Origin of the sequence: Enterobacter sp. 22466, assembly GCF_052044775.1 — a bacterium.
GTDB classification, from domain to species: Bacteria; Pseudomonadota; Gammaproteobacteria; order Enterobacterales; family Enterobacteriaceae; genus Enterobacter; species Enterobacter dissolvens.
Genome location: NZ_JBQENX010000009.1, coordinates 123,745 through 143,848, shown reverse-complemented (window position 1 = coordinate 143,848; position 20,104 = coordinate 123,745). Strand labels below are relative to the sequence as shown.

Genomic DNA, 20,104 nt, shown 5'->3' with positions numbered 1-20,104 from the left:
GTTCGGGAAACCGAACGCCCAGTGGTTATACCGTGGATGTCACGTTGCCATTCGGGCGCCGCTCTTTGGGAACAACGTTAATGTAGTGCGTGACGTAGGCAAAATATAGCCCGGCATAATTTTCAACGAGTTGAATAAATGCAGGGTAAATGGTCATACGGCCATCGCCTCTGTCTTTAAGATATCCCGCTTCCTGTGCGGCTTTAATAATACGGGCAACATGGATCCGGGAGACAAAAAATTCTTTTGCCAGCGTGCCAGGTGAATAATCGATTATCGCGCCATGGGCAGTTTGATTTTTAACAGCCTGTAAGTAAATATAAAGCATAATCATTCGACCGCCATCCTTATCAATAAACAATCCCACCTCAGGCAAAACAGCCCTGAACGTTAAACCACGAAACAGATACTCTGCCGCCCGCCGGAAAAAATTATTTCGTAACACATCATTATCTAACAGGTTAATGTTGATATTAAATGTCGGGTAAAGAATGCTGACGGGGATAAATGCGCCAGTCATGTAACGCTTGAGTTCATCCAGTCCTTTTTGCGTGGGGGCGATGCGTGTCTTGCGGCGATCTTCCGTACAGCGCCAGGTCTTAATACGCCCGGTGGTTCTCAGTAGGGTAATGATGGCGATGACGCTGTTTGGGCTGGCGATTTTGTATCGCGAACATAATTCCTTTATCTCTGATACGGATTCAGCCTGATTACCGAAAATAAAACAACACATGGAAAGGATGATATTGAACCGTGATTCCTGAAGCATGGTTTTGTAGAACAAGGGTTGTTTTTTATAGATGCTGTCATTAATTTTGTAGTGTTCTGTTATTGCCTCGCTAAACCGCGGGTTGTTCTTAATGACGTCCCTTCGATGTAGCAAGGCCCTGGATGAGATATGATTATCCATAGCGTTTTTTCTCTTTTTTGAGCAAGCCGATGTAATGAAGTATCCAGACTTCTTTTTCGGAATTTTCATTATACCCTGCGAGGAAAATATTTTCCGTCGTTATTTGCAAAGATTGTTATATTTGCTTTGCATATGGATGTGGACGGTGATTAACGCAAAGATGTTGCAGGGGGAAAGGTTGATAACAGTGTATTAACGTTCAGCGGTAAGATAAAATTAACCTGTTACGCAGGTTATATTCAGGCTTGTGACTTTTTCGAACGTGTTTAGTGTCGATTTGCTGGTCGTTATTGACCAGGGTAACGGTGTTTTTGTACCCAGGAGCGCATTATGATTCAAAACCAATCTCACAAGAATACTGATTGTCATGCACAGGTATTTGTAATTTCAGCCTGCAGTTTTACGTTCCAGGGGTATCAACTGTTACTTGAACAGCAGGGGATATCTGCGTCACATATACGTTTTGATGGCGACACCGCCAACCGGGAAGATGTCTGTAATATTATCAGAAATCATGAAGCTACCATTTCGGTCTTTCCCGGCAAAGCGATCGTGGATCTTCTGGAGAGCCTGAAACGGCTTGCCGATATTCTCAATACGCTTCCCGTCATCCGCCAGGTCACCCTGTATGGTGATATTCCTGACAGCTGGCTGTACGGAACCCTGCGTAGCCTCTTGAATAATAATCACAAACTTTCTCAGATACGCATCGCCACTCTGACTGCTATTGGTGATCATCACCAGAACGCAACCGGCGCGCACAAGGAGCGTTCTCGCTTATTACGGAATAGTCATCTGGATGGCAGTGATAAAGGGCATCAAAAAGGACTGACACAAAGAGAATTAGATGTTTTATTAAACTTCTACCGGGGAATGTCCGTTAATCAGCAGTGCGAAAAGCTCGGGCTGACGAATAAAACGGTCTATACCCACCGTAAGGAAGGTTTAAGAAAACTGCAATTAATTCACCTGTGGCTTAACGATCCTAAAGGCTATTCTTCTGAAGGAGCGGTAGGCAGACAGACTAAAAGAGAGCCGCTGTCCAGTACCGAGGTGGATGTTTTTAACGCGTTGCTTAAACGAGAAATATTCCCTGCCTATCAAATCATTACTGATAAATATAAAAAAGGTGTGGGTTTTGAAATTTTGTTACGCTGGAATAAAAACGGTAAAATCCTCAAGCCAGCCCATTTTTTGGCTGAGGTGAAAAATCGTGAATTATGGCTAAACATCACTGCGCTGGTGCTTCATGCTGCTATTTCTGGCATCAACAAATATAACGGGAAATACTATTTTTCGATCAATATTCCGCCACAACTTGCGGCCGGGAATGCCTTACCCGAAATGGCCAAAAAGGCCATAAAGATGCTACTTAACCCCCAGTGGGCCGGGAACCTGGTCTTTGAATTCGCTGAAGATATTGATGTCACAAAGGATAAAACCATCCCGGAAACCATGCGTCGCCTGCGCAGTACGGGCTGTAGGTTGTTTTTAGATGATTGCTTCTCCAGCCATCAGACTATGTTCCCGATAAGACAGGTTCATTTTGATGGCTTAAAACTTGACCGGGATATTGTCGGGCAGTTTGTTGCTAATGATAATGATTATAATCTTATTAAAGCGATTCAGATTTACAGTGACATGACCGGCAGCGAATGTATTGCAGAAGGAGTTGATAGCGCGGAAAAATTTGAAAAGCTGGTGGCGTTAGGTGTGAAAAGTTTCCAGGGATATTATCTTTCTCGTGCTGTAAAAGAAGAGGAATTAGATCGTATGGTACGGATGTTTAGTTAGTGAAAAATAAGGCCCCGTGGGGCCTGAAATTATTTACGGCCGAGTAACAGGCCAAGAACAATACCCACTGCCCCAGCCGCAATCAGGCCGGTAAGCGGATTATTTCTGACCGCTTCAGTGACATCAGAAACGGCATCACTGGCCTGCGCAGCATATTTACGTGCTGCACCTTTCACCTGATGTTTGGGGGAGTCAACGAATTCACCAAACTGCTGCTGTGCAGAGCCTGTCAGTTCGTCGAGTTTATTTTTCGCTTTATCACCAGCGTACTGTGCATTTTTATCAGCGTCGAAATCAGACATTGTTACCTCCTTTTGTGGATAACTTAAAGGATAGCCGCTATTTGGCCATCTGAGAGGCACAATGCTGATTCAGGCGCGTTTTCGGATATGTCTCCCCTGGAATGCTGTCTTACTCGTCGGATTCCTCTTTGCCATAAAACAGTTTGCCGATTTTGATGAGAGGGCGTCCCTGAGACTTGCGGTGTAGGTTGCTGTCCCGCAGTGAATACACGCACCCGCAGTACTCCTGCTGATAGAACTGTTCGCGCTTGCTGATCTCAATCATGCGCGATGAGCCGCCTTGTTTGCGCCAGTTATAATCCCAGTAAACCATGCCCGGATAATGGGCTGCTGCACGATGACCGCAATCATTGATCTGCTGCATATTCTTCCAGCGCGAGATGCCAAGGGAGCTGCTGATCACGCTGAAACCATTTTCCGCCGCGTATAACGCCGTGCGTTCGAAACGCATGTCGAAGCACATGGTGCAGCGGATCCCACGTTCAGGCTCCCATTCCATCCCTTTTGCGCGTTCAAACCAGTTATCCGTATCGTAATCCGCATCGACAAAGGGCACGCCGTGTTTTTCAGCAAAACGAATATTCTCTTCCTTACGGATGAGGTACTCCTTTTGCGGGTGGATATTGGGGTTATAGAAGAAGATGGTGTAATCAATGCCCGAGGCCTGAATGGCCTCCATCACTTCGCCGGAGCAGGGCGCACAGCAGGAGTGCAGCAGCAGTGCAGCAGCAGTTTGTCAGCGCCGTCTGGCAGGGTAAGTTGAGGACGAATGAAAGGGGCTGTGCTCATGGTATTCAACAATATGTTAATGAAATTTATGGAATTGTAGCATAGATCCCGCACAGCCGGGATCTCTGCTCAGCGCGACGCGTTTATCCGGCGAATGTCCGCAGCGCTTCTCCATCCAGGCGATAGCGCACCCACTCGGACTGCGGCAGGGCGCCAATGCTCAGGTAAAAATCAATCGCTGGCTGGTTCCAGTCCAGTACGCTCCATTCCAGACGACCACACTGACGTTTTACGGCGAGCTGCGCAATATGTTTCAGCAAGGCTCTTCCCGCGCCTTTACCGCGATAATCCGGGGATACATACAGGTCTTCCATATAGATACCGTTGCGGCCAAGCCAGGTTGAATAGCTGGTTAAGAACACGGCATAGCCAGCGATCTTACCTTCATACTCCGCGATTAGCGCTTCGGTTTTACTGTCTGCGCCAAAGAGGGTTTCGCGGATCTCGTCCGGCGTGGTGATCACTTCTTCCGGCGCTTTTTCATAGACCGCCAGCTCATAAATCATGGCGTAAATGGCCGCCGCATCCTCGGGGCGGGCCTGACGAATAGTAATGCTCATGGTTGTTCCTGCATGTTTTGCGATTGATGGCGCTAAGCATACGGTGTATTGTCCGAAGAATTAAGTGCAATGAAATCAACAAACGATGAATATTATGCATCCCGCCCTGAGACGTCTTGATTTAAACCTGCTGCCCGTTTTCGACGCCATTTACCGTCACCGTTCGGTTCGCCTGGCAGCCGATGAGTTAGCGATGAGCACATCGGCACTGAGCCATGCGCTGTCACGTTTGCGAACGACGCTGAACGATCCGCTATTTTTTCGGGAAGGGCACCGCATGTCACCCAGCGTGTATGCCACACAGCTCGCGCCGTCCATTGCTTCTGCTTTGTCGTTCCTTAATCATGAGCTTACCCCGCAGCCGGAGTTTGACGCGACCAAAAGTAGCGAGAGCCTGCACATTGCGATTACAGATTTTACCGCGCTTTGTATATTCCCGGCCCTGATGCACACATTGCAGGATGCGGCGCCGGGTTTGCGTTTTGAGCTGCGCTATCTGCCACACAGCCCCGCGCTGACGGAGCTGCTGGCGGGCGAAGTGGATCTGGCGCTCGGTTTCAGTACGGCGGAGGAGATCCGCCATCCTGAACTGGAGGAGATAAGCTGGTTTGAAGATGAGTATGTGGTCATCAGCAACACAAGCCGGACGCGTCTGACGCTGGAGGATTATCTCGCGGCTCGCCATCTCGTAGTCACCCCCTGGAATGAGAAGCAGGGCGTGCTGGATTTACGCCTGGAGGAGCTCGGCTATACCCGGCACATTGCGATCAAAACCCCGTCGATGCTCAGCGCACCGTTTATCGTGGCGCAAAGCGATCTGCTGATGGCCATTCCCCGCTATGCGGCCGAAAAGCTGAAGGCGGCAGTGAATATCAACATTTTTACCTTACCGTTCTCTATTCAAAAATTTGACGTGAAAATTTACTCCCATAAACGCAGCGGTCAGCGGGGCGCAACCCGCTGGCTGAAAGAAGAGTTGCAAAGATTAGCAACAGAAATGAAAGTCGGGTGAGCGCAGGAAAGGGCGTGTTCGTTTCTGCGGTTGCAGATTAAATAGGGGATGTTTGACAGGTGTCCGGAATGAGCAATAATGGGGCACTTAACGGCAGCGCTACAGGGACACCATGCTTCATCACAGCCAGGCCATGTCACTGGACGACATCTACCTTGAGGACATTCCTCACATTATTCACCCGGACAAGGCGGCAGCAGACCTGGCAGATACAGCACTGCCAAACCGCATCATACAGGAGTGGAATTTACCGCAGGGCTACACGCGGTTTGTCAGCCGTTATCAACCGTTCCACTGGCAGCAACCCTGGATGGCTTACCGTGACACGCTTAACGACATCAAATCCGGAAAGCTCGTTCTGCTGAGAAAAGACGTAACCGGGCATGCCATTTCGGGCGTGCTGACAACATCCGGTGACCTTCGCAATGACCTGCCTTTGTTCCTTCAAACCCGGCTCAGTTACCTCATTTCTCGGCAGCTGAAACGCCCTGGTTATCACGTTCGTACGGCGGCATCGACGCAACATGCCCAGGCAGCAAAGACCATCAACAGCAAAACTGCAGGTCGGTTGCTGGCCGCGGGTGGGATTTATAATGGCAACATCGAGGGATTCCACCAGACCGCCCAGCAGCTCGGTGGCGATGCGCCAGCGGGTTACAATCAGGTTATGGACAATAAAGGGATGATTATTGCTGCGACTTCGGTTGCTGCGGGTCTTGGGCTTGGTAGACTGGGGGCAGCGAGTGAGCTTAGCAATCTCCATGTTCTGGGAAAAGTCGAGGGGGAATATTCGATGATAAAGCCAGGACCATTGAGCGAACGCTTTGCTGAAACATTCTCAGGCGGAGCTTATAAGGAAATAACATTGTCCCAGGACACCACTTTTTTTAGAGGGGGTCAAAGCGGCACTGAGTTGGGCCGATTTTTCAGCTATGAACGACCTTTAGGGGTACTACAAACACGTGTCGATAAGGCGGTGTTGCCAAAATGGCCAGACGGTTCTGAATCCGTGATAGATAGTTTTTATGAGATAAAAATTCCTGCAGGCTCGAAGGTGTATGTCGGAGAGGTAGGCTACCAGTCTGATATTTTCCCTGGGGGTACTGAGCAGGTTGTCATCCCTGCGCCTTGGGAAATTCCAGGCGTGGAAACAGTTAATTTTGGGGGGTTGAAATGAAATCGGATATTCGGCTTTTACTCAATAAAATCATTGAGTTGCTTGTTTCATGTAATGAAAGTGTTTGGTCAAAGAAACTCATCTATTTTCGCGAACAGCTGGACTCTGATTATGATCAGGCCTTGTTAGGTATCAGGTCTATTTTCGCAGCGGCAGGGTCTTTTAACGACTTAATACTGCAAAATAACGGCAAAATGCTGCGAGAAGAGAATAATGCGCTTAATAGGTTACAAGATGAGCTATACAGATTAACAAAAGCAGAGATCTCCGCGCGTAACATTTAACGTTTAGTTAAAAGGTGTGGTAGAAGACCTCTGCCACCAGGATGAATAAAAGTATAAATAATACCAAACCAAATGATTAATAACGTATGTTATTTGAGATATGGCCTCGCGCCTGCCGCAAGTCATCGACAGGCGCGCGGGGGCCGTAACTGATAGGGTTTCAGTTGGTATCTCAGTATAATAAATGTTAAGCATGCGGTCCCTGTAAGAGGGGGCCGCGGATCCAAAAGTTAACTCATAAATGATTAGCTATCGCGAGGCACGCTTATTATCAAAGGGGTTGTCTCAAATCCGTGTGGGCATTTGCGCGCATTGCAATGCTCAGCGTATGAGCAGTCTTCAGAATCCAGATTTTTATTGAAAGGACAGGCCATTTTGTTTTTTATTTCGTACCACAGGTTCTCATTGTATGGCGAGACGTTATAAAGGGAAATTTGGTTAAACACGCCATTTACAAAAATTCCATTTTTCGTTGTATGTATTCTGTCTCCGGGCAAAAGATAGATGTCACTCTCGTACCATATGATTAATCTTAATAATTTCAAACCAACAATATGCGAATAAACGATTCCTGTGTTAGGGCAAATGACAGAACTTAATACTCGCCACGACATCATACTCTTCTCCATAAGATATTGTTACCTGGATTTAGGTTTAGCACGTGATCAGACATCGATCAATGTTGTAACTCATTGATATTGATCGTTATTTTAGGTTGTTTTGCTTTTTATTTATATATAACAATGGCTTGCGAAAATATGGTTTCAATAATTGTTTTGAATTATTTATCTAATGAGTAAGGGAGTGGTTTGATTTTGACCGTTTACAGGTTATGAGCGCAAAAAATACGATTCCGTAGAAGCCTTTATTATTAAGGAAAACTTAATCATGCCGGAAATCATTTCATTTCAACCTGTTATCAGGTTTAAGGTTTAGAAGGCTTTTTGAATTATTATCAATGCTGCTTATCTATTCCACCGAATAAAGGGTGCTACTGACGCTTTTTTTTGGCTTAGCCATAAAAAATGGCTGAATTCGAATGTAGAGGCCAGCATTTCAAAGAGAAATTATTCAGATTTACTTATGTATGATAATGCGCTTCAAGGACCTGATCACCCTATGAAAGCTGTTGGAACGGTATGGCGACAGACGAGGAAATAGCGCGTCTGGTTGAATGGGAGAAATACCGTGTTTTATTAAGTCGGGTTGATGTCAGAACTGCGCCAGATATCGAATGGCCAGCCCCTCCTGTCAAACGCGATTAATAGAAGTACATGTTTTACCACCAGCGAATTTTCCCCGGTTTAGTGCCGGGGTGATTCTTTGTACTGGTCACTTCAGAATTTAATACAGCCAGCGTCCTGCTTCGGCAGAAGCAATCAACATACTAATGGTGAGCGGAGCGGGATCATGGTGGTCGGTTTTGAGGTATTTTGGGAGGATTGCATTAGGAAGAAAACGAATCCCTTCGTTAGGGAAATAGTGACGGAAATCAAAAGTACTCATATCAACCGAAAGCTGATCTGCATACTCTTCAAGAAAGTCACTGGCCTCTTCGGGTAATATACTTTTGCTACCAGTGCTCAGAGATGCCTCGTCAGGCATTACCCAGAAATACTTATTCACCAGCGCTCTGACATCATCAGCCTTGCTCATTACTGATCTCCCGTAGAAACTACCAGTTTATAACGGTGTATAACATTTCTGGTTACCATTGCCAGATCGTATGCGGTTATCTTCTCGCTCAGTTCAGACACATATCCGGCAACTCGTGAAGGATGGATTTGTTAGTGTTGAAGAGCGAAGAGATTCAAGCGGCGTTAATCGATCCAATATCTATCACCTGACCTTTAACAATGAGGGTGAAAATCCTGCACCCTATCAGAAACAGGCTCAAAAGCAGGGGGCAGGAGCTGCACCCTATGGTGAAAATGGTGCAGGGTGGGAGGGTGAAGGAGCTGCACCCCCTGGTGCAAATGGTGCAGGGGGGGAGGGTGCAGAAGATTCAACCATAATCAGTCAGTTATTAGATCCAGTCAAAGAACCTAAAACCCCCCTTAATCCCCCCAAGGGGAATTTGGCGAAAACTAAATTCGATCCTCTCGCGGTTGAACTTCCTGATTGGATCTCCTGCGCGTTATGGGTTGAGTGGGTGGAGTATCGCAAGGCATTACGTAAGCCGATAAAAACTCCTCAGGGTGCTAAAGGCTCGATCAGGGAGCTGGATAGATAGCGAAGCCAGGGCATTCCGCCTGAAGTGGTCATTCGTCACAGCATCGCTCGGGAGTATCAGGGGTTATACCCGCCAAGCAATTTCAACATGGCTCAGACGAGCCGACCTGACATTACCAGCGTTTCAAAACCAGATAGCTCAGTTCCTGACGGCTTCACGGATATGGCTGACGTGTTAAAACGGCTTCAGAAAATTGTCCCTGCCGGAGTACATCCCAAGCTCTCCAGTGCTGAGGAGCTTATGGTATGGTAACAGGAAGAGGCGCGCAAGCACTCAGAAAAGCTGAACCAGCAGAACAGCCGTACCAGGTTAGAAAAGACATTCGGGCGTTCGGGCATTCGTGAACGTTATCAAAACTGCTCGTTCAAAAATTATTCGATAGAGAATGATGGCCAGCACAAAGCGTTGTCTTATGCAAAGTCCTGGCTTAACAATTTCGGATCCGGCTGCGCTTGTTTCGTTTTCAGTGGCAGCCCTGGAACGGGTAAAAACCATCTTGCTGCAGCGATAAGAAATGCTCTCCTGGCTCAGCACAAAAGCGTTCTGATTATTACCGTTGCTGACCTCATGACCGAGTTCAAAGCGGGGTTCAGTGATGGAAAAACAGAGGCCCAACTGATGAAGCAAACGTTGCGCGTCGATTTGCTTGTTCTCGATGAAGTTCGCGTTCAGATGTACTGTCCTTGCTGGTTTTTTATCGGTTCATGGGGATACATGGTATCAGACTTACTCCAAAGGGTGGGAGCGATTAAAAGAAATAGTGAGCGAACTTGACTGTGAAGGCTTAAATATAATCTTTATGAGTAATAAAAAATGATGCAATAGCAATGGAGCTATTGCATCGTTGTATTCACTATATTTCTAATCTAATTAAGTTATAATTTTTAGGGTCTAACTGGTTATGATAAATTTTAGTAAGCGGTAACTCTTTTCTTGCTAAGTCTGCTATCAGTTCTATACTGCTGCTATCAGCGGAGCAACCAATGGTTATCGATTTGAAACACGCCTTCGGAATACGCGAAAGATTATTTTCATCGAGTGCATTGTTGCTAGCTAGAGATCTGTATTCTTGTTCATACTCCCATGCATCGTGCTTAGTGAATGAGAGAATTCTCATGAATTCTTCACCTTGCTCTGGGAAAAGTTCATTGTTTAGACCTAGTAAGGTTGAAAAAGACATTTCAGGATAATCGCGCTGATAATGCACTTTCTTTATGCTTGTGTAAAGCATTGACATTTCTGGTATTTTTGAGAAATCGAACTCAAACATTATACCATCGTGATCTGAGGCGTAATGCCCCCACATTAATGGGTTGTTAAATGATTTACTAAGGCACAATATTCCAAACTCTCTTTCAATCATTTCTCTAGCCGTGTTAGAAAAATCAATTGACTTATCATATATTTGTTTTAAAAGAGAAGATGATTTTGTTTCATTCCATATTATTCTTTCAATTTCATCGTAAGCGCTTGGAGTAAGTTTATTATACTCATTTATTTTCCTTTTTATTTTATCTGATAACTCCGTTATTTTTGTAAACTCAAGCTTGCTTTTCTTTTCCGCTTCGATGAATAATTTTTTAACATCAGGAGGAAGGTAGAATCCACCTTTAATAGATGCTGTTAGTGCAGCTAGCCTTACTTTGGTGTTAATATTATTTTGAGTGTAGAATCTTGACTCAAAAGGATCATTGAATTTCTTTATTGACGACCATTTAAATTTTTGGTTTTGAATGGATTTCATTCCGTTTTCAAAACTTGTGTATTTATAAAGGACTGGTAGAGACATATTTTTCTGTGACCCCTTTTATGCTTATTAAAACGTTTTGATTATGATAGTTTACCTTCTTCTGTCGAGAGGTTTTTACCTAGTATTTATTCTACTTCATTTGCAATGCTCAAAGTAGGGTGGATACGTTGCTACTAGGGGAGGGATTGCAAAACCCGACACTTTATGCCATATTTAATGCTAATTTTGATATTTTGCCAAAATTGTATTAGCCCGCAACACGCGGGTTTTTCTCTATCGAAGCATCGGTGTTATTCATGGAGCAATTCGAAGCTGAATTTAATGCGCTTTTTGATGGTGGGAACTATATAGAACACTCCACCCATGTGGCCATACTGCGCTTTACCACATTGTTTTCTTTTTTTGAGGCAAAGATTTGCGACTTTGAAGGGAAGCAGGGGCTTTCTGAAGAGTATGCCAATAAATTATTGGCTCATGGATTTGATGATATTGAATGCCTTGATCGTGTTTATAGCTATTGCCAAAATCGCTACCTTCAAGATAATGAAGTGACAGGTGATTTCTTATCGCTATGCGGTTGTGAACAATGGAGGCAAAGACCTGCAACTTCGGCTAGGCTTCAAGCAGCAGTAACTTCGACTCTAAAGCTAGCGGAACCACAGACTGACCAAAAATTGATGGTATGTCTCTTTTTCTGCTTCCGACTCCGGAACAATTTGTTCCATGGGCCAAAGTGGAATCACAACATTAATTACCAGGTTGGTAATCTTCACCAAGCATCAGATCTAATCTACTCGATTTTGCGTGCCACAAAAGGCACCCTTTGGAACTTGATAGAGTGATTCATCAGGAAAGCACATTACGCCGTCCAACTAACTTGGGGTGGTTTGTTGGGTAGTGTGCTTCCCTGTAAATCTGGTATTATTCCTCCATCACAAAGGAGGAACTATGAGCTGGCAAGGCATACCTTTTCCATTTAACAGTGCTGAAATTTTCTATAATGCGAAGCTGGCATTAGATAAAATTCCAAAAATAATTATTGAAAACGCGGACAATACGATTCTGTCAGATACCATAATTGCCGCATTTATTGGCGGGGCGCTACCTGCATTGGTTGCGTATTTAGCTCTGAGGCATAATTCTAAGTCACTAAAAGCCCAGCTAAATCAGCAAAGTGAGCTTGCTAGCTCGGCGCTAAAAGCTCAAATTGTCACAGCAAATAGAAAAGATTGGGTAAATGATTTGCGGGATACTACTTCTAATTATTTGGCTAGTTTTCAAGGAGTTATGAATGCATCTAATTTTGTGCATCATGAGCGGTCAAGTGCCAAAACTGATATGCAAAAAGTACAATTTTTTTCGGATATGAGAACCAGTCACCTCCAAGATATGTGTTCTCAATCATGGAAAATAAAATTACTTTTAAAACCAGAACATAAAGAAAGTGCTAGTGTTTCCAGTACATTAGATCAAGTGGTGCAAATAATAAATGAAAATAAATTCTATAACACTCAGAAATATGATGGCGAGATAACCCCTATCTTTCGTAAATTGACTGCTGATGTAAAGGCTATTATTGACAGTGAAATGTTGAAGTTTGAGACAATTTCTTGATTGGTAGATGACCTAAGATTTTAGTTTCCTATGTTTAACCGCCTAATGGCGGTTTTTTTATGCCCTGAATCGCCACGGGTTTAACAGACACCTCGGAGTCATTTAAGATGACTTAAAGAGAGGTGCCCATGAGCGGTAAACGTTATCCCGAAGAGTTTAAAATTGAAGCAGTCAAACAGGTTATTGATCGCGGTCATTCTGTTTCCAGCGTTGCAACACGTCTCGATATCACCACCCACAGCCTTTACGCCTGGATAAAGAAGTTCGGTCCGGACTCATCCACTAATAAAGAACAGTCAGATGCTCAGGCCGAGATCCGCCGACTCCAGAAGGAGTTGAAGCGGGTTACTGACGAACGGGACATATTAAAAAAAGCTGCGGCGTACTTCGCAAAGCTGTCCGACTGAGGTACGCCTTTATTCGTGACAACTCCCGTTGCTGGCCTGTTCGTCTGCTCTGCAGGGTGCTGGATGTTCATCCCAGTGGCTTTTACGCCTAACCGTATTCTCAGCGCCACCAGGTAGATCTGAGACTGACGGGACAGATCAAACAGTTCTGGCTGGAGTCCGGTTGCGTTTATGGTTATCGCAAGATCCATCTGGACTTGCGGGATAGCGGGCAACAGTGCGGAGTGAACAGAGTCTGGCGACTGATGAATCGTGCCGGGATAAAGGCTCAGGTCGGGTACCGGAGCCCGCGGGCACGCAAAGGCGAGGCCAGTATCGTATCGCCCAACAGGCTCCAGCGACAGTTCAATCCGGATGCTCCGGATAAGCGTTGGGTAACGGACATAACCTACATCAGGACCCACGAAGGCTGGCTGTATCTTGCTGTGGTTGTTGATCTGTTCTCACGCAAAATTATCGGCTGGTCAATGCAATCCCGGATGACAAAGGACATTGTCCTGAACGCACTGCTGATGGCTGTATGGCGGCGTAATCCCCAAAAACAGGTGCTGGTTCACTCGGACCAGGGCAGTCAGTACACAAGCCATGAGTGGCAGTCGTTCCTGAAATCACATGGCCTGGAGGGGAGCATGAGCCGTCGCGGTAACTGTCACGATAATGCGGTTGCAGAAAGCTTTTTCCAGTTGCTGAAACGCGAACGGATAAAGAAAAAGATCTACGGAACGCGGGAAGAAGCCCGCAGCGATATTTTTGGTTACATCGAAATGTTTTATAACAGTAAGCGTCGGCATGGTTCGAGCAATCAGATGTCACCGACAGAATATGAAAACCAGTATTATCAACGGCTCGGAAGTGTCTAGATTATCCGTGGCGATTCAGGTTGCCGTTTTAATTTCGGATTCATTCAAAGAAATGAAGCTCTTCTTAATTAATTGAAAAATATTCACCTTCACCTTCACCTTCACCTTCACCTTCACCTTCACCTTAACTCACCCATATAAGCACCTGGAAAGCCTGGGGTGACGGCCGAAAGGACCAAACACAGAAGGTAATGACGGAATTTTCAGCTTTATTTTGCACGCGGTGAATGACATGCGAACAATGGAATTTGACGATAGTCCGGTGATGTGAAGGGCTGAGTGGAGGCAGGTTTTTGGGGGCAAATTTGGGGGCAAAATACGGTTTGGGGGCAATTGGGGGGCAGTAAAATGTCTCTTTATGTCCGGTAGTGTCTTTTCGCTACGTCGGGTAAATGCATGATAACCATAGAAAACTTAATGTTTACATAAGGTTGCTAAAAAAGGTACCATACCCCCCTATAGTATCAGGAGGCCGTATGCCGCACTCACCCGAAGATAAAAAACGTATCCTCACTCGCGTTCGTCGCATTCGGGGCCAGGTTGATGCCCTTGAACGCGCGCTGGAGTCGGGCGACCCCTGTCTGGCTATCCTGCAGCAAATTGCCGCCGTGCGTGGTGCTGCCAATGGCCTGATGGGCGAAATGGTCGAAATTCACCTCAAAGATGAGCTGGTGACGGGGGAAACCACGCCAGATCAGCGAGCCGTGCGCATGGCAGAAGTCGGCCATTTGCTGCGCGCTTATCTAAAATAAACCCACACACCACACAATAAGGGAAGACACTATGAAATCTCGCGCAGCCGTCGCATTTGGCCCAGGCCAGCCGCTCAAAATCGTTGAAATCGACGTTGCACCGCCGAAGAAGGGCGAAGTGCTGATCAAAATTACCCACACTGGCGTATGCCATACCGATGCCTTTACGCTGTCGGGTGACGATCCGGAAGGCGTTTTCCCGGCGGTGCTCGGCCATGAAGGGGGCGGTGTGGTGGTGGAAGTCGGCGAAGGCGTGACCAGCCTGAAGCCGGGCGACCACGTGATCCCGCTGTACACTGCAGAATGCGGCGAGTGTAAGTTCTGTAAATCCGGTAAGACCAACCTCTGCCAGGCGGTTCGCGCCACTCAGGGCAAGGGCCTGATGCCGGACGGTACCACCCGTTTCTCCTATAACGGCGAGCCGGTTTACCACTACATGGGCACCAGCACCTTCAGTGAATACACCGTTTGCGCGGAGATCTCACTGGCGAAGGTGAACCCGCAGGCGCCGCTGGATAAGGTCTGTCTGCTGGGCTGCGGCGTCACCACCGGGATTGGCGCGGTACACAACACGGCGAAAGTGAAAGAGGGCGACACCGTGGCGGTGTTCGGTCTTGGCGGGATTGGTCTGGCGGTGATTCAGGGTGCAGTTCAGGCGAAGGCCGGTCGCATCATTGCGGTGGATACCAACCCGGAAAAATTCAAACTGGCGGGTGAAATGGGTGCGACGGATTTCGTGAACCCGAAAGATCACGAAAAACCGATTCAGGAGGTCATTGTTGAGATGACTGACGGTGGCGTGGACTTCAGCTTCGAATGTATCGGCAACGTGAACGTGATGCGTTCCGCGCTTGAATGCTGCCACAAAGGCTGGGGCGAGAGCATCATCATCGGCGTGGCCGGTGCGGGTCAGGAGATCAAAACCCGTCCGTTCCAGCTGGTAACCGGGCGCGTATGGCGTGGCTCAGCGTTCGGCGGCGTGAAAGGGCGCACGCAGCTGCCGGGTATGGTGGAAGATGCGATGGCCGGGAAAATCCAGCTCGATCCGTTCATTACCCACCGTTTACCGCTGGAGCAGATCAACGACGCGTTCGATCTCATGCACGAAGGTAAATCCATCCGTACCGTCATTCATTTCGGCGACAAGTAACTCTTCTGCCAGCGGTTTTTCGCCGCTGGCGTTTCTTTAATAATCTTCTCTAAAGTGTGACCAGTGCGGCGTTTTTAGCCGTAATCTAAATCTCAGCCGTGCCGATGACTATCTAACAGGCGTGTTTTTACGCATCTTACCTACAAGAGAGTCGACGGTCATGGACAACACTACTTCGATGCCAGCGCAGCGCAAGCTGGGCTTCTTGCATCACATCAGGCTGGTTCCGCTGTTTTCCTCCATTCTCGGTGGCATTATTCTGCTATTTGCCTTGAGCGCAGGTCTGGCGGGTTATTTCCTTTTACAGGCCGACACCGATCAGCAGGATGTCACGTCTGAAATTCAGGTGCGTATGGGGCTATCAAACAGCTCTAATCATTTGCGCACCGCGCGTATCAATATGATCCACGCCGGGGCGGCGAGCCGTATCGCGGAAATGGATGCAATGAAGCAAAACATCGCTGAGGCGGAAAAACGGATCAAGCAGTCTCAGGAAGGGTTTAACGCCTACATCAATCGCCCGGTTCGTACGCCTGAGGATGAAGCGCTGGATGCCGATCTGAAAACACGCTATGACGCCTATATCGCAGGCCTGCAGCCGATGCTTAAGTTTGCTAAAAATGGCATGTTTGAAGCCATCATTAACCATGAAAACGAAAGCGCCCGCCCGCTGGATGACGCCTACAACGCCGTGCTGCTGAAGGCGATAAAGATCCGCACCGAGCGCGCGAACGCCCTGACGGTTAAGGCACACAGCCGCACACAGCTGGGCCTGATGTTTATGGTGGGCGCGTTTGCCCTGGCGCTGGTGCTGACGGCCATGACCTTTGTCGTGCTGCGTCGCACGGTGATCACCCCGCTGCAGCGCGCCGCGAAACGCATTGAAAATATCGCCAAAGGCGACCTGACCATGCCGGACGATGTGGCCGGACGCAGCGAAATTGGCCGCCTGACGCGCGACCTGCAAACCATGCAGCACTCGCTGGAGAATACCGTCGGTACCGTGCGTCAGGGGGCGGAAGAGATCTATCGTGGCACCAGCGAAATCTCCGCAGGCAACACCGATCTCTCTTCCCGTACCGAGCAGCAGGCCGCGGCCATTGAGCAGACGGCGGCCAGCATGGAGCAGCTCACCGCAACCGTGAAACAGAACGCCGATAACGCGCACCATGCCAGCAAGCTGGCAGAAGACGCTTCCGGTAAAGCCAGCCGGGGTGGCCAGATGGTCTCCGGGGTGGTGAAAACCATGGGCAATATCTCCACCAGTTCGAAGAAGATTTCCGAAATTACCGCCGTGATTAACAGTATCGCCTTCCAGACCAATATTCTGGCGCTCAACGCGGCGGTAGAAGCGGCGCGTGCGGGTGAGCAAGGGCGCGGGTTTGCCGTGGTGGCAAGCGAAGTGCGTACTCTGGCAAGTCGCAGTGCGAATGCCGCCAAAGAGATCGAAAGTCTCATCAACGAATCCGTTTCGCTGATTGACCAGGGCTCGGGTGAAGTTGTTGCTGCTGGTAACACCATGAATGAAATCGTCGAAGCGGTTAAACGCGTGACGGACATTATGCTGGAGATCGCCGCCGCGTCTGATGAACAGAGCCGCGGCATTGTACAGGTGAGCCAGGCGATTTCTGAGATGGATAAAGTAACCCAGCAGAACGCCTCGCTGGTGGAAGAGGCTTCCGCCGCGGCGGCGTCGCTGGAAGAACAGGGTGCACGTCTGACCGAGGCGGTGGGCGCATTTCGCCTGAGCGGCAAGACTCAGGGGCGTACTGAACCGCAGAGCTCTGCGGCAGTTAAACCTGCTGCACTACGTCCGGCGGTTGTGAATAACGGGGATAACTGGGAGACGTTCTGAGTCGCCACCGGGCATATAAAAGGGACCTTTCGGTCCCTTTTTTCATCGCTTACTTTTTATCGGGTAACGCATACGCGATAACGTAATCACCGCGATCCGGTGACTGGCGGGCGCCGCCAGCGTTAATGACGATGTACTGTTTACCGGTTTTCGGTGAAACGTAGGTCATTGGCCCGGACTGGCTGCCGACCGGCAGACGGTCTTTCCAGATCTCTTTTCCGGTGGCGGTATCGAACGCGCGCAGGTAGAAATCCTGAGTACCGGCAAAGAACAGCAGGCCAGACTGGGTGGAGAGTGACGCGCCAAGGGTCGGCATCCCGATCGGGATCGGCATATGCATGCGGATGCCCAGCGGGCCGGTATCTTCCACGGTGCCCACCGGAACCTGCCACACCAGCTTGCCGGATTTCAGGTCAACCGCGGACATCGTGCCAAACGGCGGTTTCTGGCACGGAATACCCAGCGGTGACAGGAAACGCTCGCGCATGGCGCCGAACGGCGTGCCGTCCATAGGCACAATACCCATCTCAATCCCGCTGGCGTCTTTCGCCACGCTGGCGCGCGGTACCATGTAGTTGGCCAGACCCAGACGCATATCGTTGACGAACATCAGGCCGTTGTTCGGATCGACCGAGACGCTGCCCCAGTTCATCCCGCCCAGTGAGCCAGGGAACTGCAGGGAACGATCGAGACCCGGCGGGGTAAAGACCCCCTGATGGCGCATCTCTTTAAACTGAATGCGGCACAGCAGCAGGTCGACAGGCGTCGCGCCCCACATGTCGGATTCGGTCAGGGTCTGGTTGCCAATCATCGGCATCCCAACGGAATACGGCTGCGTCGGGGAGTAGCGTTCGCCCTGCACGTTACCCACCGGGACCGGGCGTTCTTCTACTTTCGCCACCGGTTTGCCGGTTTCGCGGTTGAGCATAAAGATCATGCCCTGTTTACTGGTCTGCACCAGTACCGGCGTGGTTCCGCCTTTACCGTCTGGCAGATCGTACAGCAGCGGTTGAGAAGGCAGATCGAAATCCCACAGATCGTGGTGGGTGGTCTGGAAATGCCAGCGGACCTGGCCGGTGGTGGCGTCAACGGCCACGATGGAAGAGCTGTATTTATCATCCAGCGCGGTACGTTCCCCGGCCCAGAAATCTGGCGTGGCGTTACCGGTTGGCAGATAGATCAGGTTGAGTTTTGCGTCATACGACATCGCAGACCAGACGTTCGGCGTACCGCGCGTGTAGGTCTGGCCTTCCGGCGGCAGGCCAGTCAGGTTCGGATTACCCGGATCCCACGCCCAGGCCAGTTTACCGGTATGAACGTCATAGGCGCGCACCACGCCCGGCGGTTCACCGGTGGAGTAGTTATCCGCCACGCGTCCGCCGACCACCACCACATTTCCTGCCACCAGCGGCGTAGAGGTTTGCTGATAGTAGCCCGGTTTGATTTCACCCATGCCCACGCTCAGATCCACGGTGCCTTTGTCACCAAAGTCCTCGCAGGCTTTACCGTTATCCGCATTAATGGCAATCAGGCGCGCATCGGTGGTGGGCAGGAACAGACGACGCGGGCAGGCGGAAGGCTGTGTATTTGCCTGTGACGTTGTCACGTTTGCATGATCGTCAAAATACCCCAGACCGCGGCAGCGCTGCCAGTTCGGGGCCGTGGCTTTGGCGTCATAACGCCATTTCTCTTTACCGGAGTCCACGTCGAGCGCCAGCACTTTACTGTATGGCGTACAGACGTAGAGCGTGTCACCGATCTGCAGCGGCGTGTTCTGGTCTTCCGCACCGGAGCCGTTGCTCTGCGGGATATCCCCGGTATGGGCAACCCAGGCGACTTTCAGCTCGTTGACGTTCTGCTTGTTAATCTGGTCAAGGGCCGCAAAACGATCCCCGTGAGTGGTGTTACCCCAGTGTTCCCAGTTCTTCTGCTGTTCCCCAGCCGCGACCGGTTTCACCGGCACCGGCTCATTCGCTGCCACCAGGGTTTGAGGTTTGAACATCCAGCCGAGGCTAACCAGCATTGCCACGGCGAGCAGCGCCGCCACGCCAAAGGCAGGGCCTTTTTTCACCGGCGTCTCACCGTTTGCCGCACGCAGGTACGGCCAGACGAGGGCACACAGGAACGCCAGAACCGCAAAGGTAAAGAGGCGTGAGAAGAGCGGCCAGAAATCCCAGCCGGCATCGCTTACCGCCCAGAATAGCGACGCGACAAACGCGATGCCATATAGCACGATCCCGCTGCTGCGGTTGATGAAAATCAGGATCGCGGCAATCACCATCACCACGCCCATGATCAGGAAGTATCCACTTCCGCCTACGGTGACGAGTTTAAAACCCAACCCGCCAACGGCCAGACCGATAATCGCCATCAGTCCGGCAAGGAGCCACTGCAGGATACGGGGTATCCCACGTGGCGCGTTGCCAAATGCCATCTCTATCTCCTTTAGATCCCCCGCTGCACGGCACAACGGTGTGCCGAATGTGTACCAGGTGGGTAATAAATGCAGCGGGGATAATGATTAATACGATTGAATTCGGGTCAAACAAATGATTTACGAACCATTTGGTGAATTCGCCGCTATGATAGAACTGTTAAATTGTTTTACGCAATTGTTAATGAATGATTTCGCATTAATTGATTAGAACGCAGGAA

At 49.0% G+C, this 20,104-nt stretch carries 19 protein-coding genes and 2 pseudogenes; 13 read left to right on the top strand and 8 right to left on the bottom strand.

Going from position 1 to position 20,104, the window contains the following annotated elements; all coding sequences use genetic code 11:
* Nucleotides 1–25: 25 nt before the first annotated feature.
* Nucleotides 26–910 (bottom strand): MarR family transcriptional regulator, encoded by an 885-nt coding sequence (locus ACTJJI_RS20990; protein WP_257256936.1) that lies wholly within the window; start codon nucleotides 908–910, stop codon nucleotides 26–28.
* Nucleotides 911–1,240: 330 nt separating this feature from the next.
* On the opposite strand from ACTJJI_RS20990, the gene ACTJJI_RS20985 reads away from it, so the two are divergent.
* Nucleotides 1,241–2,704 (top strand): EAL domain-containing protein, encoded by a 1,464-nt coding sequence (locus tag ACTJJI_RS20985; protein ID WP_440655486.1) that lies wholly within the window; start codon nucleotides 1,241–1,243, stop codon nucleotides 2,702–2,704.
* Nucleotides 2,705–2,733: 29 nt separating this feature from the next.
* Here ACTJJI_RS20985 and ACTJJI_RS20980 read toward each other — a convergent pair whose 3' ends face one another.
* From ACTJJI_RS20980 to ACTJJI_RS20970, 3 genes and pseudogenes are all read right to left on the bottom strand, one after another.
* Nucleotides 2,734–3,006 (bottom strand): DUF883 family protein, encoded by a 273-nt coding sequence (locus ACTJJI_RS20980; RefSeq protein WP_013096686.1) that lies wholly within the window; start codon nucleotides 3,004–3,006, stop codon nucleotides 2,734–2,736.
* 109 nt (nucleotides 3,007–3,115) lie between these two features.
* Nucleotides 3,116–3,795 (bottom strand): annotated as a pseudogene (locus ACTJJI_RS20975) (epoxyqueuosine reductase QueH).
* An 83-nt stretch (nucleotides 3,796–3,878) separates the two neighbouring features.
* Entirely contained in the window at nucleotides 3,879–4,355 is a 477-nt protein-coding gene (locus ACTJJI_RS20970; protein ID WP_440655485.1) for an N-acetyltransferase family protein, read from the bottom strand.
* Nucleotides 4,356–4,440: 85 nt separating this feature from the next.
* Here ACTJJI_RS20970 and ACTJJI_RS20965 point away from each other — a divergent pair, with 85 nt between their 5' ends.
* The 3 genes from ACTJJI_RS20965 to ACTJJI_RS20955 all read left to right on the top strand — a co-directional run bounded on the left by ACTJJI_RS20965 (nucleotide 4,441) and on the right by ACTJJI_RS20955 (nucleotide 6,828).
* On the top strand, nucleotides 4,441–5,367 hold the full coding sequence (locus tag ACTJJI_RS20965) for a LysR family transcriptional regulator (protein ID WP_063412441.1): 927 nt from the start codon (nucleotides 4,441–4,443) through the stop codon (nucleotides 5,365–5,367).
* A gap of 112 nt (nucleotides 5,368–5,479) precedes the next feature.
* On the top strand, nucleotides 5,480–6,544 hold the full coding sequence (locus ACTJJI_RS20960) for a hypothetical protein (RefSeq protein ID WP_440655484.1): 1,065 nt from the start codon (nucleotides 5,480–5,482) through the stop codon (nucleotides 6,542–6,544).
* Complete coding sequence (locus tag ACTJJI_RS20955; protein ID WP_440655483.1) at nucleotides 6,541–6,828, top strand: DUF6966 domain-containing protein; 288 nt, start codon at nucleotides 6,541–6,543, stop codon at nucleotides 6,826–6,828. Before ACTJJI_RS20960 ends, ACTJJI_RS20955 begins: the two co-directional genes overlap by 4 nt.
* Before the next feature lie 245 nt (nucleotides 6,829–7,073).
* On the opposite strand, the gene iraM is transcribed toward ACTJJI_RS20955, so the two are convergent.
* The gene (gene iraM, locus ACTJJI_RS20950) at nucleotides 7,074–7,442 is read right to left on the bottom strand and encodes an anti-adapter protein IraM (protein WP_014831849.1); all 369 of its coding nucleotides are present in this window, start codon (nucleotides 7,440–7,442) and stop codon (nucleotides 7,074–7,076) included.
* Nucleotides 7,443–7,967: 525 nt separating this feature from the next.
* Here iraM and ACTJJI_RS20945 point away from each other — a divergent pair.
* Nucleotides 7,968–8,093, top strand: coding sequence for a tail fiber assembly protein (locus ACTJJI_RS20945; protein WP_416173924.1), 126 nt, complete (start codon nucleotides 7,968–7,970; stop codon nucleotides 8,091–8,093).
* Nucleotides 8,094–8,172: 79 nt separating this feature from the next.
* Here ACTJJI_RS20945 and ACTJJI_RS20940 read toward each other — a convergent pair whose 3' ends face one another.
* Nucleotides 8,173–8,484 (bottom strand): DUF1493 family protein, encoded by a 312-nt coding sequence (locus ACTJJI_RS20940; RefSeq protein WP_083022031.1) that lies wholly within the window; start codon nucleotides 8,482–8,484, stop codon nucleotides 8,173–8,175.
* 115 nt (nucleotides 8,485–8,599) lie between these two features.
* On the opposite strand from ACTJJI_RS20940, the gene ACTJJI_RS20935 reads away from it, so the two are divergent.
* Nucleotides 8,600–9,061 carry a hypothetical protein gene (locus ACTJJI_RS20935; RefSeq protein WP_440655482.1) on the top strand — a complete coding sequence of 154 codons (462 nt, stop codon included), beginning with the start codon at nucleotides 8,600–8,602 and terminating at the stop codon, nucleotides 9,059–9,061.
* A 405-nt stretch (nucleotides 9,062–9,466) separates the two neighbouring features.
* Nucleotides 9,467–9,835: an ATP-binding protein gene (locus ACTJJI_RS20930; RefSeq protein WP_440655481.1), complete on the top strand. Its 369-nt coding sequence runs from the start codon at nucleotides 9,467–9,469 to the stop codon at nucleotides 9,833–9,835.
* Between the two features lie 79 nt (nucleotides 9,836–9,914).
* Here the strand turns inward: ACTJJI_RS20930 and ACTJJI_RS20925 are convergent, their stop codons facing one another.
* Entirely contained in the window at nucleotides 9,915–10,850 is a 936-nt protein-coding gene (locus ACTJJI_RS20925; RefSeq protein WP_440655480.1) for a DUF2971 domain-containing protein, read from the bottom strand.
* 257 nt (nucleotides 10,851–11,107) lie between these two features.
* On the opposite strand from ACTJJI_RS20925, the gene ACTJJI_RS20920 reads away from it, so the two are divergent.
* The 6 genes and pseudogenes from ACTJJI_RS20920 to ACTJJI_RS20895 all read left to right on the top strand — a co-directional run bounded on the left by ACTJJI_RS20920 (nucleotide 11,108) and on the right by ACTJJI_RS20895 (nucleotide 17,449).
* On the top strand, nucleotides 11,108–11,653 hold the full coding sequence (locus tag ACTJJI_RS20920; protein ID WP_333086623.1) for a hypothetical protein: 546 nt from the start codon (nucleotides 11,108–11,110) through the stop codon (nucleotides 11,651–11,653).
* A gap of 106 nt (nucleotides 11,654–11,759) precedes the next feature.
* Complete coding sequence (locus ACTJJI_RS20915; RefSeq protein ID WP_083021879.1) at nucleotides 11,760–12,425, top strand: hypothetical protein; 666 nt, start codon at nucleotides 11,760–11,762, stop codon at nucleotides 12,423–12,425.
* 128 nt (nucleotides 12,426–12,553) lie between these two features.
* A pseudogene (locus ACTJJI_RS20910) lies at nucleotides 12,554–13,692 on the top strand (IS3 family transposase).
* 476 nt (nucleotides 13,693–14,168) lie between these two features.
* Nucleotides 14,169–14,444 (top strand): metal/formaldehyde-sensitive transcriptional repressor, encoded by a 276-nt coding sequence (locus ACTJJI_RS20905; RefSeq protein ID WP_013096678.1) that lies wholly within the window; start codon nucleotides 14,169–14,171, stop codon nucleotides 14,442–14,444.
* A 31-nt stretch (nucleotides 14,445–14,475) separates the two neighbouring features.
* Entirely contained in the window at nucleotides 14,476–15,594 is a 1,119-nt protein-coding gene (locus ACTJJI_RS20900; RefSeq protein ID WP_014831857.1) for an S-(hydroxymethyl)glutathione dehydrogenase/class III alcohol dehydrogenase, read from the top strand.
* 160 nt (nucleotides 15,595–15,754) lie between these two features.
* Nucleotides 15,755–17,449 carry a methyl-accepting chemotaxis protein gene (locus tag ACTJJI_RS20895; RefSeq protein ID WP_014831858.1) on the top strand — a complete coding sequence of 565 codons (1,695 nt, stop codon included), beginning with the start codon at nucleotides 15,755–15,757 and terminating at the stop codon, nucleotides 17,447–17,449.
* Nucleotides 17,450–17,498: 49 nt separating this feature from the next.
* Here the strand turns inward: ACTJJI_RS20895 and ACTJJI_RS20890 are convergent, their stop codons facing one another.
* A complete protein-coding gene (locus ACTJJI_RS20890; RefSeq protein ID WP_118282648.1) occupies nucleotides 17,499–19,883 on the bottom strand; it encodes a glucose/quinate/shikimate family membrane-bound PQQ-dependent dehydrogenase in 2,385 nt (794 codons plus the stop codon).
* Nucleotides 19,884–20,104: the final 221 nt, after the last annotated feature.

Bases quoted from the DNA above. Each gene is read 5' to 3' on its own strand.
- ACTJJI_RS20925 (WP_440655480.1), bottom strand. From the start codon at position 10,850: ATGTCTCTACCAGTCCTTTATAAATACACAAGTTTTGAAAACGGAATG.
- ACTJJI_RS20985 (WP_440655486.1), top strand. From the start codon at position 1,241: ATGATTCAAAACCAATCTCACAAGAATACTGATTGTCATGCACAGGTA.
- ACTJJI_RS20900 (WP_014831857.1), top strand. From the start codon at position 14,476: ATGAAATCTCGCGCAGCCGTCGCATTTGGCCCAGGCCAGCCGCTCAAA.
- ACTJJI_RS20940 (WP_083022031.1), bottom strand. From the start codon at position 8,484: ATGAGCAAGGCTGATGATGTCAGAGCGCTGGTGAATAAGTATTTCTGG.
- ACTJJI_RS20890 (WP_118282648.1), bottom strand. From the start codon at position 19,883: ATGGCATTTGGCAACGCGCCACGTGGGATACCCCGTATCCTGCAGTGG.
- ACTJJI_RS20980 (WP_013096686.1), bottom strand. From the start codon at position 3,006: ATGTCTGATTTCGACGCTGATAAAAATGCACAGTACGCTGGTGATAAA.
- ACTJJI_RS20920 (WP_333086623.1), top strand. From the start codon at position 11,108: ATGGAGCAATTCGAAGCTGAATTTAATGCGCTTTTTGATGGTGGGAAC.
- iraM (WP_014831849.1), bottom strand. From the start codon at position 7,442: ATGTCGTGGCGAGTATTAAGTTCTGTCATTTGCCCTAACACAGGAATC.
- ACTJJI_RS20915 (WP_083021879.1), top strand. From the start codon at position 11,760: ATGAGCTGGCAAGGCATACCTTTTCCATTTAACAGTGCTGAAATTTTC.
- ACTJJI_RS20965 (WP_063412441.1), top strand. From the start codon at position 4,441: ATGAATATTATGCATCCCGCCCTGAGACGTCTTGATTTAAACCTGCTG.
- ACTJJI_RS20970 (WP_440655485.1), bottom strand. From the start codon at position 4,355: ATGAGCATTACTATTCGTCAGGCCCGCCCCGAGGATGCGGCGGCCATT.
- ACTJJI_RS20955 (WP_440655483.1), top strand. From the start codon at position 6,541: ATGAAATCGGATATTCGGCTTTTACTCAATAAAATCATTGAGTTGCTT.
- ACTJJI_RS20990 (WP_257256936.1), bottom strand. From the start codon at position 910: ATGGATAATCATATCTCATCCAGGGCCTTGCTACATCGAAGGGACGTC.
- ACTJJI_RS20960 (WP_440655484.1), top strand. From the start codon at position 5,480: ATGCTTCATCACAGCCAGGCCATGTCACTGGACGACATCTACCTTGAG.
- ACTJJI_RS20895 (WP_014831858.1), top strand. From the start codon at position 15,755: ATGGACAACACTACTTCGATGCCAGCGCAGCGCAAGCTGGGCTTCTTG.
- ACTJJI_RS20945 (WP_416173924.1), top strand. From the start codon at position 7,968: ATGGCGACAGACGAGGAAATAGCGCGTCTGGTTGAATGGGAGAAATAC.
- ACTJJI_RS20905 (WP_013096678.1), top strand. From the start codon at position 14,169: ATGCCGCACTCACCCGAAGATAAAAAACGTATCCTCACTCGCGTTCGT.